This window comes from Aidingimonas halophila, assembly GCF_900106955.1.
Lineage (GTDB): Bacteria > Pseudomonadota > Gammaproteobacteria > Pseudomonadales > Halomonadaceae > Aidingimonas > Aidingimonas halophila.
Map to the genome: position 1 here is coordinate 207354 of NZ_FNNI01000007.1, position 16546 is coordinate 223899.

Annotated in this window: 18 protein-coding genes and 2 tRNA genes; 12 read left to right on the forward strand and 8 right to left on the reverse strand. The window is 58.5% G+C overall.

Features of this window, described 5'->3' with window-relative positions; translation table 11 throughout:
* Positions 1 to 13 precede the first annotated feature (13 nt).
* The 6 genes from BLW01_RS14530 (at position 14) to BLW01_RS14555 (ending at position 3742) form a co-directional block, all read left to right on the forward strand.
* Positions 14 to 88 (forward strand) — tRNA-Gly (locus BLW01_RS14530).
* A 244-nt stretch (positions 89 to 332) separates the two neighbouring features.
* Positions 333 to 1331 (forward strand): ABC transporter ATP-binding protein, encoded by a 999-nt coding sequence (locus tag BLW01_RS14535; RefSeq protein ID WP_092570970.1) that lies wholly within the window; start codon positions 333 to 335, stop codon positions 1329 to 1331.
* Positions 1328 to 2101, forward strand: coding sequence for an ABC transporter permease (locus BLW01_RS14540; RefSeq protein ID WP_092570972.1), 774 nt, complete (start codon positions 1328 to 1330; stop codon positions 2099 to 2101). The genes BLW01_RS14535 and BLW01_RS14540 overlap by 4 nt, the downstream gene beginning before the upstream one ends.
* Positions 2098 to 2937, forward strand: a complete 840-nt coding sequence (gene queF / locus BLW01_RS14545; RefSeq protein ID WP_229806469.1) for an NADPH-dependent 7-cyano-7-deazaguanine reductase QueF — start codon at positions 2098 to 2100, stop codon at positions 2935 to 2937. The genes BLW01_RS14540 and queF overlap by 4 nt, the downstream gene beginning before the upstream one ends.
* A 46-nt stretch (positions 2938 to 2983) precedes the next feature.
* On the forward strand, positions 2984 to 3544 hold the full coding sequence (locus tag BLW01_RS14550) for a nitroreductase family protein (RefSeq protein WP_092570976.1): 561 nt from the start codon (positions 2984 to 2986) through the stop codon (positions 3542 to 3544).
* Positions 3545 to 3654: 110 nt separating this feature from the next.
* Positions 3655 to 3742, forward strand: a tRNA-Ser gene (locus BLW01_RS14555).
* A gap of 256 nt (positions 3743 to 3998) precedes the next feature.
* Here the strand turns inward: BLW01_RS14555 and gcvA are convergent.
* Positions 3999 to 4919 (reverse strand): transcriptional regulator GcvA, encoded by a 921-nt coding sequence (gcvA, locus tag BLW01_RS14560; protein ID WP_092570978.1) that lies wholly within the window; start codon positions 4917 to 4919, stop codon positions 3999 to 4001.
* A 120-nt stretch (positions 4920 to 5039) separates the two neighbouring features.
* On the opposite strand from gcvA, the gene BLW01_RS14565 reads away from it, so the two are divergent.
* Together BLW01_RS14565 and BLW01_RS14570 are read left to right on the forward strand one after the other, a co-directional pair.
* Positions 5040 to 6038: an aldo/keto reductase gene (locus BLW01_RS14565; protein ID WP_092570980.1), complete on the forward strand. Its 999-nt coding sequence runs from the start codon at positions 5040 to 5042 to the stop codon at positions 6036 to 6038.
* A 72-nt stretch (positions 6039 to 6110) separates the two neighbouring features.
* Complete coding sequence (locus BLW01_RS14570) at positions 6111 to 7166, forward strand: aldo/keto reductase (RefSeq protein WP_092570982.1); 1056 nt, start codon at positions 6111 to 6113, stop codon at positions 7164 to 7166.
* A 234-nt stretch (positions 7167 to 7400) separates the two neighbouring features.
* Here BLW01_RS14570 and BLW01_RS14575 read toward each other — a convergent pair whose 3' ends face one another.
* Positions 7401 to 7877, reverse strand: a complete 477-nt coding sequence (locus BLW01_RS14575) for a peroxiredoxin (RefSeq protein WP_092570984.1) — start codon at positions 7875 to 7877, stop codon at positions 7401 to 7403.
* A gap of 126 nt (positions 7878 to 8003) precedes the next feature.
* On the opposite strand from BLW01_RS14575, the gene BLW01_RS14580 reads away from it, so the two are divergent.
* The 3 genes from BLW01_RS14580 (at position 8004) to BLW01_RS14590 (ending at position 9327) form a co-directional block, all read left to right on the forward strand.
* Complete coding sequence (locus BLW01_RS14580; RefSeq protein ID WP_092570986.1) at positions 8004 to 8510, forward strand: GNAT family N-acetyltransferase; 507 nt, start codon at positions 8004 to 8006, stop codon at positions 8508 to 8510.
* Positions 8511 to 8662: 152 nt separating this feature from the next.
* On the forward strand, positions 8663 to 8827 hold the full coding sequence (locus BLW01_RS18510) for a hypothetical protein (protein ID WP_175529854.1): 165 nt from the start codon (positions 8663 to 8665) through the stop codon (positions 8825 to 8827).
* A 65-nt stretch (positions 8828 to 8892) separates the two neighbouring features.
* The gene (locus BLW01_RS14590) at positions 8893 to 9327 is read left to right on the forward strand and encodes a DUF3617 domain-containing protein (RefSeq protein ID WP_175529855.1); all 435 of its coding nucleotides are present in this window, start codon (positions 8893 to 8895) and stop codon (positions 9325 to 9327) included.
* Positions 9328 to 9330: 3 nt separating this feature from the next.
* Here BLW01_RS14590 and BLW01_RS14595 read toward each other — a convergent pair whose 3' ends face one another.
* The 3 genes from BLW01_RS14595 to BLW01_RS14605 are packed head-to-tail and all read right to left on the reverse strand — an operon-like array spanning position 9331 to position 14048.
* Positions 9331 to 9750, reverse strand: coding sequence for a SpoIIAA family protein (locus BLW01_RS14595; protein WP_092571241.1), 420 nt, complete (start codon positions 9748 to 9750; stop codon positions 9331 to 9333).
* 54 nt (positions 9751 to 9804) lie between these two features.
* Positions 9805 to 12942 carry an efflux RND transporter permease subunit gene (locus BLW01_RS14600; RefSeq protein WP_092570992.1) on the reverse strand — a complete coding sequence of 1046 codons (3138 nt, stop codon included), beginning with the start codon at positions 12940 to 12942 and terminating at the stop codon, positions 9805 to 9807.
* The gene (locus BLW01_RS14605; protein ID WP_092570993.1) at positions 12942 to 14048 is read right to left on the reverse strand and encodes an efflux RND transporter periplasmic adaptor subunit; all 1107 of its coding nucleotides are present in this window, start codon (positions 14046 to 14048) and stop codon (positions 12942 to 12944) included. The genes BLW01_RS14600 and BLW01_RS14605 overlap by 1 nt, the downstream gene beginning before the upstream one ends.
* A gap of 258 nt (positions 14049 to 14306) precedes the next feature.
* On the opposite strand from BLW01_RS14605, the gene BLW01_RS14610 reads away from it, so the two are divergent.
* Positions 14307 to 15488: a BaiN/RdsA family NAD(P)/FAD-dependent oxidoreductase gene (locus BLW01_RS14610; protein WP_092570995.1), complete on the forward strand. Its 1182-nt coding sequence runs from the start codon at positions 14307 to 14309 to the stop codon at positions 15486 to 15488.
* Between the two features lie 3 nt (positions 15489 to 15491).
* Here the strand turns inward: BLW01_RS14610 and BLW01_RS14615 are convergent, their stop codons facing one another.
* Genes BLW01_RS14615 through BLW01_RS14625 form a run of 3 tightly spaced genes read right to left on the reverse strand, consistent with a single transcriptional unit; the run spans position 15492 to position 16499 of the window.
* Complete coding sequence (locus BLW01_RS14615) at positions 15492 to 15785, reverse strand: YqjK family protein (protein ID WP_092570997.1); 294 nt, start codon at positions 15783 to 15785, stop codon at positions 15492 to 15494.
* The gene (locus tag BLW01_RS14620; RefSeq protein ID WP_092570999.1) at positions 15775 to 16167 is read right to left on the reverse strand and encodes a phage holin family protein; all 393 of its coding nucleotides are present in this window, start codon (positions 16165 to 16167) and stop codon (positions 15775 to 15777) included. The genes BLW01_RS14615 and BLW01_RS14620 overlap by 11 nt, the downstream gene beginning before the upstream one ends.
* Entirely contained in the window at positions 16167 to 16499 is a 333-nt protein-coding gene (locus BLW01_RS14625; RefSeq protein WP_092571001.1) for an ElaB/YgaM/YqjD family protein, read from the reverse strand. Before BLW01_RS14625 ends, BLW01_RS14620 begins: the two co-directional genes overlap by 1 nt.
* Positions 16500 to 16546 lie beyond the last annotated feature (47 nt).

Below are 16546 nucleotides of genomic sequence, written 5' to 3' on the forward strand. Positions count from 1 at the left end.
GCCTTTCCAGTATGCGGGAATAGCTCAGTGGTAGAGCATCGCCTTGCCAAGGCGAGGGTCGCGAGTTCGAATCTCGTTTCCCGCTCCAAATCCTGCTTCGGTAGGTGAGTAGGCCGATGTGAGGGTCGCGAGCTGGTGCGCCAGCCCGGTGGATCGCCACCCGGTCGATCACGTTCCCGCTCCAGTCAACGTGTTCAGCGTCCCTTCTCAGTGTAAGAATGCTATGATGGCGTGTCCTGTCGATGGCGGTATCGACGGGGATTGATTTCTGTTGTTTTGCCCGCATCATTAGTGACCTAATCGTTTTGAAGACGGAATATAGAGGCTCCTTGATGGCCGAACCGGCGCTGTCCATTCGTGGGCTGACCAAAGTCTACGGTAACGGTTTTCATGCCTTGAAGGGCATTGATCTCGATGTCGCCGAGGGCGACTTTTTTGCATTGCTGGGCCCCAACGGCGCCGGCAAGTCAACGACACTGGGTATTGTCTGCTCACTGGTGCAGAAGACAGACGGCAAGGTGTCGGTCTTCGGAATCGACATCGACCAGGACTTTGCCCGGGCCAAGTATCATATCGGCGTGGTGCCTCAGGAGTTCAACTTCAACCAGTTCGAGAAGGTTGAGGATATTATCCACTCTCAAGCAGGCTACTATGGTATGCCGCTGCGAGAGGCCAGGCCGCGCGCGGAACGACTGCTCAAGGATCTCGGCTTGTGGGATAAACGCAAGGGGAGTGCGCGCATGCTCTCCGGGGGCATGAAGCGTCGTTTGATGATCGCTCGCGCACTGATGCACCGTCCCAAGCTATTGATCCTCGATGAACCGACGGCGGGGGTGGATATTGAACTGCGCCGCAGCATGTGGGACTACATGCGGCGTATCAATCGCGAGGAAGGAACGACCATCATCTTGACGACGCACTATCTCGAGGAAGCGGAAAGTCTGTGCCGAAACATCGCCATCATCAATCATGGCGAGATCGTGCAGAACACCAGCGTGCGTCAATTATTGGCCCAACTGCATGCCGAAACCTTCCTGCTCGACCTGTCACACCCTTTAGAGACAGTGCCGACCATTGACGGGTTCGAGGTCGCACAGCCGGAACCATCGCAATTGTCAGTCTCCGTCAAGAGAGGGCAGCGGCTCAATGACGTCTTTACTGCACTCAGCGAACAAGGCGTGAATGTGGTCTCGATGCGCAATCGGGCCAACCGGTTGGAGGAAATGTTCGTGTCGATGGTCGAAGATGACAACGGTGACCAGCAATCATCGTCGGTGCGTATTGATGATGACGAGGTCGAACCCGTGCCGGGAGCGGAGGTGCGTCAATGAATCCTCTGCAGATTGCTGTCGCATTGTGGACTCTGGTTGGTAAGGAGATCCGCCGTTTTACGCGTATATGGCCACAGACACTACTGCCGCCATCCATCACGATGACCATGTATTTCATCATCTTTGGCAGTCTGATCGGTTCGCGTATCGGAGAGATGAGCGGCTTCAACTACATGGATTATATCGTGCCCGGCCTCATCATGATGTCGGTAATCACCAATAGTTATTCCAATGTGGCGTCGTCATTCTTCTCCAACAAGTTCCAGCGCAGTGTCGAGGAGATGATGGTATCGCCGATGCCGAACTGGGTGATTCTGTCCGGTTTCGTGATCGGTGGCATGGCCCGAGGCTTGGGTGTCGGCGTGATCGTTACCATAGTGTCGTTGTTCTTCACGCGGTTGCCGGTGGAACATGCCTTGCTGACACTGCTGGTGGTTGTCATGACCGCCACGCTGTTCTCGATCGGTGGTTTCATCAATGCATTGGTCGCCAACAAGTTCGACGACATCTCGATCGTGCCGATCTTCGTGCTGACACCCCTGACCTATCTGGGGGGAGTGTTCTACTCGATCGATATGCTGCCGGCATTCTGGCAGGGCGTGTCGATGCTCAATCCCATCCTCTACATGGTCAATGTGTTCCGTTACGGTTTCCTGGGGGTGTCCGATATTCCGGTCGTTGCCGCGCTGGCGGCCATCGCTGCCTTCATTGTAGTGTTCTTCATCGTGGGGTTATGGATGCTGGAACGTGGCAAGGGGATTCGTCAGTGAGCTCTCAGGATCGTCCCGATAGTTTGCATAATGCGCCGTTGGGGCAGGCATCCGACTATCCGGCACACTACGATGCCGGGTTGTTGTATCCGATTGCTCGAGAGACCAGCCGGGCCGCGCTGGATCTGGACGGAAAGCCGCTGCCGTTCATCGGAGCAGACGAGTGGACGGCGTTCGAACTCTCCTGGCTGGATCGACGTGGCAAACCCCGGGTCGCTATTGCCCGCTTCACATTGCCGGCGACGTCCCGTTACCTGATCGAATCGAAGTCCTGGAAGCTCTATCTCAACAGTTTCAATCAGACAGCATTCGATGACGCCAAGGCAGTGCACGATACGCTCGTACGTGACCTGACGGCTGCCGCCGGTGCGTCGGTTGCGGTCGAACTGTTCGACGTCGACGATGAATCGCTGGGGACCAGGCGTCTACCCGGCGAATGCCTCGATGGGTTGGATATCGATATCCGGGATTACACGCCCAATCCGACCCTGTTATCCGCCGGTAAGGATACCGTTGAGGAGAGCCTGCATTCCCACCTCCTCAAGTCCAACTGCCCGGTCACCGGCCAACCGGATTGGGGAAGTGTGCTGATCCGCTATCGCGGACCCCGTCTGGATCGTGAAGGTCTGCTCCGGTATCTGGTCTCTTACCGTCAGCATCAGGACTTCCATGAACACTGCGTGGAGCGCATTTTTTGCGACCTGATGACACAGGCCCGACCGGCACGCTTGTTCGTGCTGGCACGCTATGTACGCCGGGGTGGGCTGGATATCAACCCATGGCGGGCTACCCCGGGAGAGGCGCCTCCCGCGTCGTTACGCCTGGCCCGACAGTAGTGCGCCACCATAAGTCGTTCGCCACTCATCGCACAGGGAGACGCCGATGGATGCCATGACACTGTTGCAAGAACGTCGCTCGATGGGCAAGTTGTCGGGGCCGGCGCCAAGCCGCGACCAACTCGACGCCATGTATCATGCAGCTTTGCGTGCTCCGGATCACAAGGAACTGACACCTTGGCGGTTCATCGAGTTTACCGGTAAAGGGCTGGAGCGCCTGGGCGAACTCTTCGCAGATGCGGAAGCACGCAAGACTCCCGGAATCGATTCAGACACCTTGGATACGGCGCGCAAGAAACCGCTACGGGCGCCGCTGATCATTGCCGTGATCGCCAAGGTGGCACCGGGTATCGAGAAAGTCCCCAAACAGGAACAAGTGCTCTCCGCGGGATGTGCAGCGTATGCGATCTCTCTTGCTGCCTATGCCCAGGGACTTGGCGCCATGTGGCGAACCGGCCATTACGCTTTCGATCCGACGGTCCGGGAGGGATTGGGGTTGTCAGAACACGATGAGATCGTCGGTTTCCTCTACCTTGGCCAACTTGGAGGCCGCCATAGACGACTCACCGAACGTGATCCAGCTGACTTCGTCGAGCAGTGGCAGTGAGGCTGACCAGCCAATGCGGAAAATCGGCTTGCAATCCGAGGGTTAGCTCGCTACCATGTGCGCCGTTCTGACGCCGGGCGCGCCCTGGTCACTGGAACGACAATCTGCACGGAGAGGTGTCCGAGTGGTCGAAGGAGCGCGCCTGGAAAGCGCGTAAGTCGAAAGGCTTCGAGGGTTCGAATCCCTCCCTCTCCGCCACCGAATTTTTAAGGCGAGTCAACAAGTTGCGTTGGCTCGCCTTTTTCGTTTCGGGTCGCTGGATTGCACCAACTTGCAGCCAAGGCGATGAAGCGCGCAGAAACCGACCCACTGATCATGACGTTTATCGGCACTATCTTCTACGTGATACTGGTGTTTGCGGGCGGCGATCGGGCAAGTCGGCATCCATACCGCCCCGTTGAAAACGGATGCTCACTTAACGGTGCGATCTCCCAGGTCACTAATGACCTATTCGTCACGCGCCATTGGTGTTTTGCCATGTCTGGACGGCTTCGTCCAGCCAGTCGCGGAAGGCACGTATCTTGGGAAGGCTGGCGCTGCCGGGCTGCATGACAAGCCAATAGCCATACGTACTGGGTAGCGAGACATCGAGGGGCTTCACGAGGTGCTTTGTGGCCAGGTCGTCCGCCACCAGAACGCGCTGTCCCAGCGCTACGCCCTGGCCGGCGAGCGCCGCCTGGATCATTAGTCCTGCATCGGGGTAGCGAGGGCCGGGACGCCAGCCCTCGGTTTCCAAATCGTCTCCTTCCAGTAGCCCCATGTGGCGTAGCCAGGCGGGCCATTCATCATGCATGAGCCTAAGCAATACATGCCCTCGCAACGCCGAGAGCCGGGTCAGCGATGGTGGCTCATCCAGTAGAGTGGGGCTGCATACCGGAAACAGGTCGGTCTGCATCAACTCGGAGGCCTCGAGCCCGGACCACTTCCCTTGGCCATAACGTATTGCGACGTCGATATCCTGACGTGCCATGTCCGCCAGTGAATTGGAGGTCACCAGGCGCACTTCGAGCTCCGAGTGTCGTCCCTGGAAGTCGATCAGTCGAGGTACCAGCCACTTGGCAGCGAAGGCCGGGGTGGTCGCAATCGTTAGCCGATGTGGCACGTGATGACCGACGATGCGCTCTGTCGCCGCGGCAATCTGGTCGAGTGCCAGGCCCACGGTTGTGGCGTATTCCTGTCCGGCAGGTGTGAGTTCGACGCTGCGCGCATGACGCAGGAAGAGTGCCGTCCCGAGCCGCGACTCAAGTTGACGAATTTGTTGGCTCACTGCTGCGGGGGTGAGGTTGAGGGCGTTGGCAGCACGCGCAAAGCTGGCATGACGTGCCGCCATTTCGAAGCAGTGAAGGGTTCCCAGGGGAGGCAGCGTACGCACCATGATAGGTCCAAGACTAATTTGAGCTTAGCCTAGGGCGAGAATTCGTTGCTTGTCAAAGATGCGGTGGTCCATCACGCTTGATCGCAATTGGCAAACGCGCTGTTGCTAAAGGAGCGATACATGGAGAGCGTCAGAATCCCGGGAACGGAGCTGGTCCCTTCGCGTGTAGGATTGGGAACCTGGGCGATAGGTGGTTGGAAATGGGGCGGCACCGATGATGCCAATGCCGTTCGTACCATTCATGCGGCCCTGGATCGCGGTATTACCTTGATCGATACTGCGCCGGTATATGGTTTTGGGCATTCCGAGGAGATCGTCGGACGGGCGATTGCCGAGTACGGGCAGCGTGACAAGATGGTCCTGGCTACCAAGACGGCGCTGGAATGGCAAGAAGGCAGCGATGGCGTGGTGCGCAATGCCTCGGCGGCGCGCATCGAAAAGGAGATAAACGACTCACTGCGGCGTCTGCGCACCGAGACGATTGACCTGTATCAAATCCACTGGCCGGATCCTCGAGTGCCGATGGAGGAAACTGCCAATGCCATGCGACGGCTGTATCGCGACGGCAAGATACGAGCTATCGGTGTCAGTAATTTCACGTCCGAGCAGTGTGAAGCGTTTCGTGAGGTTGCGCCGTTACACAGTGTTCAGCCGCCGCTCAACCTGTTCGAGCGCGATGCCGAGCGCGATATCATCCCTTATGCGCAGCGCGAAGGACTGGTCTTTCTGGCCTATGGCGCGCTGTGTCGTGGTTTGTTGACTGGCAAGATGCATGCGGACTCGACCTTCACCGGCGATGACTTGCGTCAATCCGACCCCAAGTTCCGGGCGCCTCGATTCACGCAGTATCTCGCGGCGGTCGAAGCATTGACACAATATGCCCGCGAGCGTCACGACAAACCGGTACTGGCCCTGGCGGTTCGCTGGGTGCTTGACGCCCACCCCAATGCCATCGCCCTGTGGGGAGCGCGGCGGCCGGATCAGGTGACACCGTTGGATGACATCGATGGCTGGACGCTGGAAGCTTCCGACCTGCGCGATATTGATACCCTCATTGACGAACATGTCACGGACCCGGTGGGTCCGGAATTCATGGCCCCGCCTGCCAGAGGTGGCTGACATCGGTATGCGTCGAGACTGCGTAGCGTAGGTAGTGCAGCGTCCGTTTCATCATCAACCAGGAGAATTTACATGGAATATCGTTATCTCGGCCAGTCAGGACTACGCGTTTCCTCACTCACTCTGGGCACCATGACCTTCGGTGGTGTCGGCAAGATGGCCAGTGTCGGGGACACCGATGTAGCCGGTGCCAAGCGCCAGGTCGATCTGGCGACGGAACAGGGCGTGAACTTCTTCGATACCGCCAACATGTATTCGGAAGGGCGTTCCGAGGAAATCCTCGGCGAGGTGCTGGCGGACCGACGCGATTCGGTGCTTGTGGCCAGCAAGGTGCGTTTCCCGATGGGCGAAGGTCCCAACGACGAAGGCTTGTCGCGCCATCATATTCTGCGTCAGTGCGAGGCCAGCCTGCGACGTTTGCGCACCGACTGGCTGGATCTCTATCTGCTGCACGAGTGGGATGGCAGAACCCCACTGGAAGAAACGTTGGCTACCATGGATCAGTTAGTGCGCGATGGCAAGATTCGCTATTACGGCGTTTCCAACTGGTCCGCCTGGCACGTCATGAAGGCGCTCAAGATCTGCGAACGGCACAACTTCATCAAGCCGATCTGTCAGCAGATCCACTACACCGCCCAGACCCGCGACGCCGAGTACGAGCTGATGCCGGCGGCCGTCGATCAGGGGTTGGGCACCATGGTCTGGAGCCCTCTGGCCGGCGGCTTGCTGTCGGGCAAGTATCGCCGCGATCAGCGTAGCCCCGATGGAACACGGTTCAGTCAGGGATGGACCGAGCCGCCGATTCACGATGAGGACAAACTCTTCGACTTGATCGACGTGCTCATCGACGTGGCTGATGGTCATGGTGTGTCAGCCGCCCAGGTAGCACTGGCCTGGTTATTGACGCGTAGCGGTGTGACCACTGCAGTGGTCGGCGCGCGGAAGGATCATCAGCTCAAGGACAACCTGGCTGGTGCGCGACTGCGTCTGACTGCGGACGAGATCGCGGCCATCGAGAGAGTCGGCCGACCGACACTGCTTTATCCCTACTGGCACCAGCACAATACTGCGGCCAGTCGGTTGGGCAGTGCCGATCGTGTGCTTCATGGTCAGTACCTCGACGAATGAGAGATGCCGGCTGGTTCATTTAGCGTCCGTCAAGGTGCTTTGCGCCATGTTTAGTGCACGACAAGAAAACCCCGGCGGGGGCGCCGGGGAAAAGAGACACGTCTCAAGAGTGGAGAGCACACACCAGACCTTCGAGGCGATGTCCTACGAGTCACACACTCTTTTAGTTTAAGTGGGCTCTCAGTCGTTTTCTGCAAGAAATCTCGGACATATGACGTACGAGATTTCTTACATTCAAAGATGAGCCAGCACGGTCTCTGCACTGCTTTCTTGAACGCCCTTGGTATCGATGCCCAGGTACTCGATGACACCGTCATTGGCGATCAGGGCGAAGCGCTTGCTGCGGGTCCCCATGCCACCGCCTGAAGCATCCATGTCAGTGCCCAGCGCTCGTGCGAACTCGGCATTGCCGTCGGCCAGCATGGTGAAGGCCCGGGCATTCTGATCCTTCTGCCAGGCATCCATGACAAAGGCGTCGTTGACGGCCATACAGGCGATCGTGTCCACGCTCTTGCCGAAGATCTTGTCGGCATTGATCACGAAGCCCGGCATATGCGTGTTCGAACAGCCGGGAGTGAAGGCGCCGGGAACGGCAAATAGCACCACACGCTTGCCGGCGAACAAGTCACCCGTGGAAATATCCTCAGGGCCTTCGGCTCCGTTGGTCTTGATCGTGACGTCGGGAATCCTGTCTCCTTCGACGATCGTCATTGCAGTATCCTTATGCGGGATATGGGAGGTGAACGAACCGGCCGTTGGCCGGTTGCTTCTAGTGCATTGTCCGCACCGAGCGTAAGCCCCCTGGAACAACGCGGTCAAACCAGGAATACTGGCGTCATGGAACAAGCCATCCGTATAGCACGTATCAGCGACGACTCAGTCCACGTCGCGACCCTGGCCGAATGGGCCCATGGCGAGTGGGGGCATCTGCACCCTGAGCGAAGCCTCGACACCGCCATCGCGGTGTTTCGTACCGAGTGCGGTTCAGGTGGGGTGCCCACGGTGTTTGCCGCCCTGCACGCTGATGTACCGATCGGCATGGCCAGTCTGGTTGCCGATGACATGAGCGATCGGCGTGATCTGACCCCTTGGCTCGCCTCGGTCTATGTACTGCCTGCGTGGCGTGGCCGAGGCATCGCTTCGCAATTGGTGCGACGCGTCGAAGAAGAAGCCTGCGCACATGGTCATGGCAAGTTCTATCTCTACACGCCGGATCAGCAGGCACTTTATCGGCGATTGGGGTGGCATGCGCTGGAGGATCGCGAATACCGTGGCGAGAGGGTAACTATCATGTACCGTACCTTTGCCGAGTCCCGGTCCTGCTGGTTTCCTGGAAGCGCTTGAGCCAGAATGGCCTTGGCATGATTGCGTATTTCATCGCGCCAACCAGTCACTTCGATGGGCCCAGTTTTGAGTATCCGCTATCGATCCGGCTCTTCCGCATGCAAAGATGTCGCGTCTACACTGGGTATTCATTCCTGATGATGGGAGACGTTATGACGGGCAAGAGGATCGGCCCGATCGTGGTGGTCATTGGGCTGGTAATGGTGGTGCTGGGATTGATGGCAGCGCGGCTGTTTTTGTTTGTGGGCGTGGCTGCGACCGGGCTGGGAACGGTGCTCTGGTTGACAAGGCCGCGTGAGGCACGTGAGAGGCGATAACCTTCTCCTTGAACTATGCTGATTCACGGAAAACAACAACACCTTGAATGGATGGAGATTGTCTCATGCGTCGTTTCCTCGGGTATGTCGCCATAGTCTCTCTCGTAGGCACCACGTCCGTTCTGGCGGAGCAGGAACCTGCCAATCTCGAACCGGGAGAGTGGGAATTCTCCAGTGAGACGCAAGTGAAAGGGGACATGCAGATTCCTGACCAGAGCGATACGCAACGCCAGTGCTTGACCCAGGAAGAGATCGATGAAGCCAGTATCATCATGGTGGACGATCAGGATGAGTGCGAACTGGTGGATATGGATTCCCGGTCCGATGGCATGACCTATCGGTTGGAATGCCAGGGTGAAGGCGCCGATGCCACCATCAGTGGTGACATGCAGTTCATGGGAGATCGCGCCGAAGGCACCATGGATGTCGAAAGCATGACACCAGCGGGTGAAATGCTCATGAAGACGCGTATCGAAGGGCGTCGGGTCGGTGACTGTTAGGTATCAACCGGCAGTAGCCGCTTCACCGACCTCGGCACTATCCGGCGCTTCGGGAAGATGCCTGACCCATTCCAGCGCCGGTTCACGCTCGGCCATGGGGAAAGCGCGAACTTCCAGTGGTTTGAATAGCCGTGTTTCCAGGTGGGCAATCGGTCGCACCCAGTGGCGGTCGGTGACGATGGCCGCCCGGTAGAAATGCCGTAGATCACCCAGTTGGGTGAGGCCATAGCCCAGATCGCGCAATACGGCACTGAGCGTCATCCAGCGCATGGCATCGATCTCTGCGTAGAGACTGATACGCGGCTGTGCCTCTTTCAGTCCCTCGATGGCATCAATGACGTGTTGCAAGTCGTCGGCCGTCACACGCCCGCTGGCACGGAATGCCACGACGTGGGCAGCGCCGGGGGGAAGCAGTTCAATCATCAGCATGGCCTCCTGAAACCGATAGCGTGTTCCACTTCTCCCAGCATAGCAGGGCTAGACACTGCCGTGACTTGATTCAGACTGTGCCTCGTCGGACTCTGCCATTTCCCGTTCGAGCCGTCGCCTGACTGCTCCCGGAGAGCCGGTACGTCGGGCCAGCAAGTCATAGGCGACCGGTACCACGAACAGTGTGAATACGGTGGCCGCGGCGACTCCGCAGAAAATCACCGTACCGATGACCAGTCGGGTTTCGGATCCGGCACCCGTGGAGACGATCAATGGGATGGAGCCTGCCATGGTGGTCACCGCCGTCATGAGAATCGGGCGCAAACGGGTCACGGCGGATTCCATCAGGGCATCACGGAACTCTTTACCTTGATCACGTAGCTGGTTGACGAATTCCACGATCAGAATGCCGTTCTTGGCGGCCAAGCCAACCAGCATCACCAATCCCACTTGGCTATAGATGTTCAGGGACTGGCCGCTGAGGAAGAGGCCCAGCAGCGCGCCGAACATGGCCAGAGGCACGGTCAACATGATGACGAAGGGATGAATGAAGCTTTCGAATTGGGCGGCGAGCACCAGGAAGACGACCAGCGCGCCGAGGATGAGGAGGAACCCGGTGGCACCGCTGGCTTCCTGATAATCACGGGATGCCCCCTGGACATCGGTCTGAGCTTCGCCGGGCAACTCCTCGTCGGCAATACGCTCCAGATAGTCCAGTGCCTCACCTAACGGGTATCCATCGACCAGTTCGGCTTCCAGCGTAATGGCGCGAATCCGGTTGAAGCGGTTGAGTGTGCTCGGGCCAGCGAAGTTTTCCAGACTGACCAGGCTGGCCAGTGGAATCAACTCGCCACTGCGGTCGGAGCGTACCTGAATATTGTCCAGCGCATCGGGGCTGCGTTGTTTGTCGCGTTCTCCTTCGAGGATGACGTCGTACTCTTCCCCGTCATCGACATAGCGAGTCACGTTGCGCCCCCCGAGCAGGGTTTCCAGGGTCCGACCGATTTCCGTGACGGTAACGCCGAGATCGGCGGCTCGCTGATAGTCGATATCGACGCGCAGTTGTGGCTGGGTTTCCTGATAGTCGCTGTCGAGGGCGGTCAGACGAGGGTTGTCCTCACGAATCCGCTCGAACAGGATGTCGCGCCACTCGGCCAATTCCTCATAGGTACCACCGCCCAGCACGAACTGCACCGGTTTCTGTATGCGTTGGCCAAACCCTTGACGCATGATGGGGGCGGCCGTGATCCCCGGCAGGCCGTCGAGTTCCTGACGGACATCGGCCATGATGTCCCAGGCGGATCGTCTGTCTCCCCAGTCGGCGAGATTGACGATGGCGAAGCCGTTGTTGAAGGTCTCGATATTGCCATAGCCTCGAGGAGCGCGGACGACGACCCGTTCGATTTCGCCGTCGTCGACCATGGGCATCAGGCGGGCTTCGATTTCGTCCATGTAATCGACCATGTAATCGTAGCTGGCGCCTTCCGGACCATTGACCATGATGAAGAAATTGCCGCGGTCTTCCTGTGGCGTGTATTCATTGGGCAACTGGGTGGTCAACCAGGTCGTCGCTGCGATCAAGGCCACGAAAGCCGCTAGCATGAGTAACCGGGCTTTCAGCGCCCAGCCGAGCAGATGGCGATAGAGTCGTTGACTGGCATCCAGTAACCAGTGGACGCCAGCGGCCAACTTGCCTTCATGCATGTTGGGGCTGAGGATCTTGGAGGCCATCATCGGGGTCAAGGTCAGTGCCAGTAGACTGGAGATGGCGACGGCGGCAGCCAGGGTAAGCGCGAATTCCGAGAACAGGCGACCGATATCGCCTTGCAGAAAGCTCAAGGGCACGAAGACGGCGATCAACACCAGGGTCGTGGCGATGACCGCAAAGGCGATCTGTCGTGTGCCTCGAAACGCCGCCACCAGCGGCGTTTCGCCATACTCATGCATGCGCCGGTTGATGTTCTCGAGCACCACGATGGCGTCGTCGACAATCAGCCCGATGGCCAGTACCAGTGCCAGTAGGGTCAGCAGGTTGATGGAGAAGCCCAGCACGGCGAGGGCGATGAATGACCCGATCAGTGCGATGGGGACGGTTACGGCGGGGACCAATGTGGTCCGGAAATTGCCCAGAAACATGAAGATGACCAGCACGACCAGTCCCATGGCAATGAACAGTGTCATCACGACCTGCTTGATCGCCCCCTCGACGAAGACCGAGGAGTCGAAATTCACGCGCAGTTCCATGCCTTCGGGCAGGGTGTCCTGCAGACGCTCCATCTCCGCCTGGACACCCTCGGACAACTCCATCACATTGGCGGTGGACTGCTTCATCATGCCCAGGCCGACCATGGGAACGCCATTGCCACGAAACAGTGAACGGTTTTCCACTGCGCCGACTTCGACGCGGGCAATGTCGTCCATGCGAACCAGGTAGCCGTCCTCGCCCTCATCGAGTACCAACTGGCGGAATTCCTCGGGCTCGGCAAAGCTGCGTGGCAACCGCACCACGAACTGGCGATCTTCCGACTCGATGGAACCAGCGGGCAGTTCGACATTCTCGGCCTGCAGAGCGTCTTCGACATCACCGACCGTCAGGTTTCGCGCAGCCAAGGCATTACGATCCAGCCATACGCGCATGGCATACTCCAGGCCACCACCGACGCGGACCTGAGACACCCCCGGTTGCACCGAGAACCGATCGACCAGATAGCGGTTGGCATAGTCGGTCAGTTCAGGGATCGAATAAGCCTCGCCCGACAGGCTCAGCCAGACCACGACCTCACTATCGCTGTCGGCTTTCTGGACCTCCGGGGGATCGGCTTCATCGGGGAGGTTGTCGAGCGATCCGGAGATTCGGTCGCGAATGTCATTGGCTGCCGCATCGATATCCATGTCGAGTCCGAATTCGACCCGGATACTGGAGCGTCCATCTTCGCTGGATGAGGTGATGATCTGAATTCCTTCGACGCCGGCGATCCGGTCTTCCAACACCTGCGTGATGCGTGTTTCCACTACACTGGCCGAGGCACCGGGGTAGCGTGTGTCGATACTGATGACGGGCGGATCGATGGAGGGGTATTCCTGCAGTGCCAACCGTTCGAGAGCCAACAGGCCGAAGGCCACGATCAGCGCAGCGATGACTGTGGCCAGGACCGGCCGTTGTACGGAGAGATCGGACAGCTTCATCAGGCGTCATCCCTATCGTCACGATGACGCTCGAGGATATCCCGAATGCCGTTCTCGTCGTTGGCAATACCCAGTAATTCGACTTGATCGCCGTCTCGTACACGCTGAACGCCGTGACTGATCAGCAATTCGCCTTCATCGACTCCCTCAAGGATTTCCACCTGACCTTCACGGCGTTCACCGATCTCGATTTCACGCTGTTCGACCCGGTTGTCATCCTCGGTATCGATCACCAGGACATACTGCCGTTCGCCGCGTGGAATCAGTACCGACTCCGGCACCACCAGCGCATCGCGCACCTGGCGTTCCAGCGTGGTGATCATCAGCATGCCGGGACGTAACAGTCGTTCGGGATTCTCGATCTCGGCCCGAACCTGGACGCTGCGTGTAGTGGGGTCGATGCGCGTGCCGATACTGGTGACCTCTCCCTCAAACGTCTGGTCCTCGTAAGCGGCTGCAGTGGCTCGGATGCTTTGACCCCGTTCCAGTGTGGAAAGGAAGCCTTCAGGGACACGAAAATCCAGCTTGACCACATCCAGCTTGTCCAGCGTGGTCAGTTCATCGCCCGGTGTGACCAGCGAGCCGGGACTGATATCACGGAAGCCGACGACACCGTCGAAGGGAGCCCGTAGCCGGTGCTCCATGATGCGAGCCCTGATTTCATCGATCTCCGCCTCGACCTGACGCAACTGGGCCTGACTGTCTTCGACATCGGCTCGAGAGCCCAGGTTGCGTGACTGTAACTGGGTAGCTCGCGATACCGCATTGGCACGTTCATCACGCAGGGCTTGGGTAGAACGTAACTGGGCCTGCTCTTCGCCATCTTCCAATTGCACCAACAAGTCGCCCGCTTCCACCTCATCACCATCGCCGAAATTTACCTCGCGTACCACGGCGGTCACGGTGGCCGAGATAGTGACACTCTCATCGGCACGCAGCGTACCCAATGCCTCCAGTGGATCGGACCACTGGCTCACGGTGACCTCGGTACCGATCACGGCGGTACGTTCCTGGGCAGAGGCACCCGTGCTGACCACGACAAGGAAAAGCAGGAAACCATACAAGCAGGAGAGGGAGCGGGGGGCGAGTCGAGTCGAAGGGCGCATTACTGGCTCATTGGTTATGAAGTTCATTATTCGCTTGCATCATACGCGCAAGTCTGTGCAAACAATGTGATAAAAATGCACAGCCAAATATAGCTATTCCATGTATAGCTATTGTATAGGATTGGCGATCAATAGCGAAGGTCACCGGGTATAGCGAAAATGCGCGTTTTGTTATCATGGCCGATTCAATAACCGTTCATATGTGGCCATCCCTTGAAACCGTATCAATATGTAGCCCTTACTCCATGTCGGTGAGCCATGACGCAACCTGACGTCGTCGTGATCGGAGCCGGTGCGGCTGGCATGATGTGTGCCCTGACCGCCGGCTATGCCGGCCGGTCCGTGCTGCTGCTCGATCATGCCAACAAACCGGGCAAGAAGATTCTGATGTCCGGCGGCGGGCGTTGCAATTTCACTCATATGGAGACATCGCCCGCCAATTTCTTCTCCTCCAATCCCCACTTCTGTATCTCGGCATTGAAACGCTATCGTCCGGAGCACTTCGTTGAACTGGTCGAGCGGCATGGCGTCGACTATGTAGAAAAAACGCCGGGCCAGTTGTTCTGTCGCGATTCTGCCAAGCAGGTTGTCGAGATGTTGCTGACGGAGTGTGATTGGGCCGGTATCCATATCCAGCTCAAGACAACGGTGGAATCCGTCGAGCGTTTGGGTGATGGGATGGTACTGCAGACCTCGCTCGGGCGGATCGAGACAGGTGCCGTCGTGGTGGCCACCGGTGGACTATCGATTCCCACCATGGGGGCGACGGGATTTGGCTATGACATCGCCCGCCGGTTCGGGCTGTCGGTGACGGACACGACACCCGCTCTGGCCCCGTTCACACTGACCTCAGGCTGGAAAGCGCGTGCGGCGGACTTGTCGGGTGTCAGCACACCGGTGATCGTCCGTTGTCGCGATGGCAGATACCACGAGCCGATGCTGTTCACCCATCGGGGCTTGTCCGGACCCGCCATGTTGCAGATTTCCAGCTATTGGCAGTCGGGTGATGATCTCGAGATCGACTTGTTGCCGGAGAGGGATGTGGCTGATGTTCTGGCCGTGGCGCGACAGACGACCCCCAAGCGTCGCTTGACGACCTGCCTTGGTGACTATCTACCGCGGCGCCTGGCCTTGGCATTGGCTGAATGGTATGGGGGGGAGGACCCGATACTGGCCGAGCTATCCAATGCCAGGATTCATGAGTGGCAGGGACGTCTGCAGCCGTGGCGCATCAAGCCGGCCGGTACCGAGGGTTGGCGGACGGCAGAGGTCACCATGGGGGGTGTCGAGACAGCGGCGATTTCCTCACAGACCTTCGAGGTCAAAGGGCTGCCGCAGTTGCGCTTCATCGGTGAAGTGCTGGATGTAACAGGAGAGCTCGGAGGGTATAATTTTCAATGGGCCTGGGCGTCAGGCGTCGCCTGTGGCCAGGCATTATAGCAATTACCCCAACAGCTTGCGCAGGCGCTTCATGAGCATCCAGACGGTAACGCCCCGTCGGCTGTAGCGTAATAACGTATTGCGGTTTTTGACACCTCGCCAGAACAGCAGGCCGCTGACTGCATAGATCGGCACCTTCCAGCGCATGGCGGTGTGCCAGGCGTCATCGATGCCGCTACTCGCTTCCCGCCAGCGATTGGCATCGACCAGCATATCGAGTCGTTGCTGCTCGATGCGCGTTTCGAGCTCTGCCTTGCGTTGGCGACGCAGTTGGCTTGGAGAGAGATTACGAGTCACGTTCACGCTCCAGTAGGTCCCGGTCAGTCGCCAGTTGCTTGAGAGTACTTTTCAGTAGCGTGCGACGCCTTGCTTGCCTACGTACCCACAGGGCCAGGCCGGTGCCGCTGAGCAGAAGCACGGCCGCGCAGCCGCCAATCGCTTCCAGACGATAACTTTCCCAGAAGATCACCACGACGAAGAGAGTCAAGACGACCAGCCCCAGCATCAGAAGTATCAGACTGATGCCGGATATGAGCAGCAGAGTGAAGAGTCTGGCCCGCTCCTCTTCGAGTTCGACGACGGCGAGGCGCAACCGCGTCTCGCCGGTACTCAACAGGCTTTGTATCAGCCGCTTGGTCGCGTCGAACAGACGTTCTGCCGGTCCTTGGCGATCTGCCATCAACGACGTCCTATCAGCATGCCGATGACCACGCCGGCGATGGCGCCGATACCGACACTGGTCCAAGGGTTGTCGTGGACGTATTTGTCACAGGCGTCGACCTGCTCACGCACGCTGTCGCGTGCTTCGCCATAAAGGTGTTCACCACGTGCTTCAAGCCGTGAACGCGTGTCTTGCAGGCGTTTCTCGGCACGTTCCCGTAACTCTTTGATGTTGTTGCGTGAATCGTCGGCTGTTGCACTCACCAATTCCTCGACGGTCTGCGTGAGATGGCGCAGATCGGCCTTGAGTTGCTCGGTACTGGCTTCGGTATTGGGTTTACGGTTTGCCATAGGGTCTTCCTCTGACGGTGAATGACGTTCACAGCATAGCAGCTATG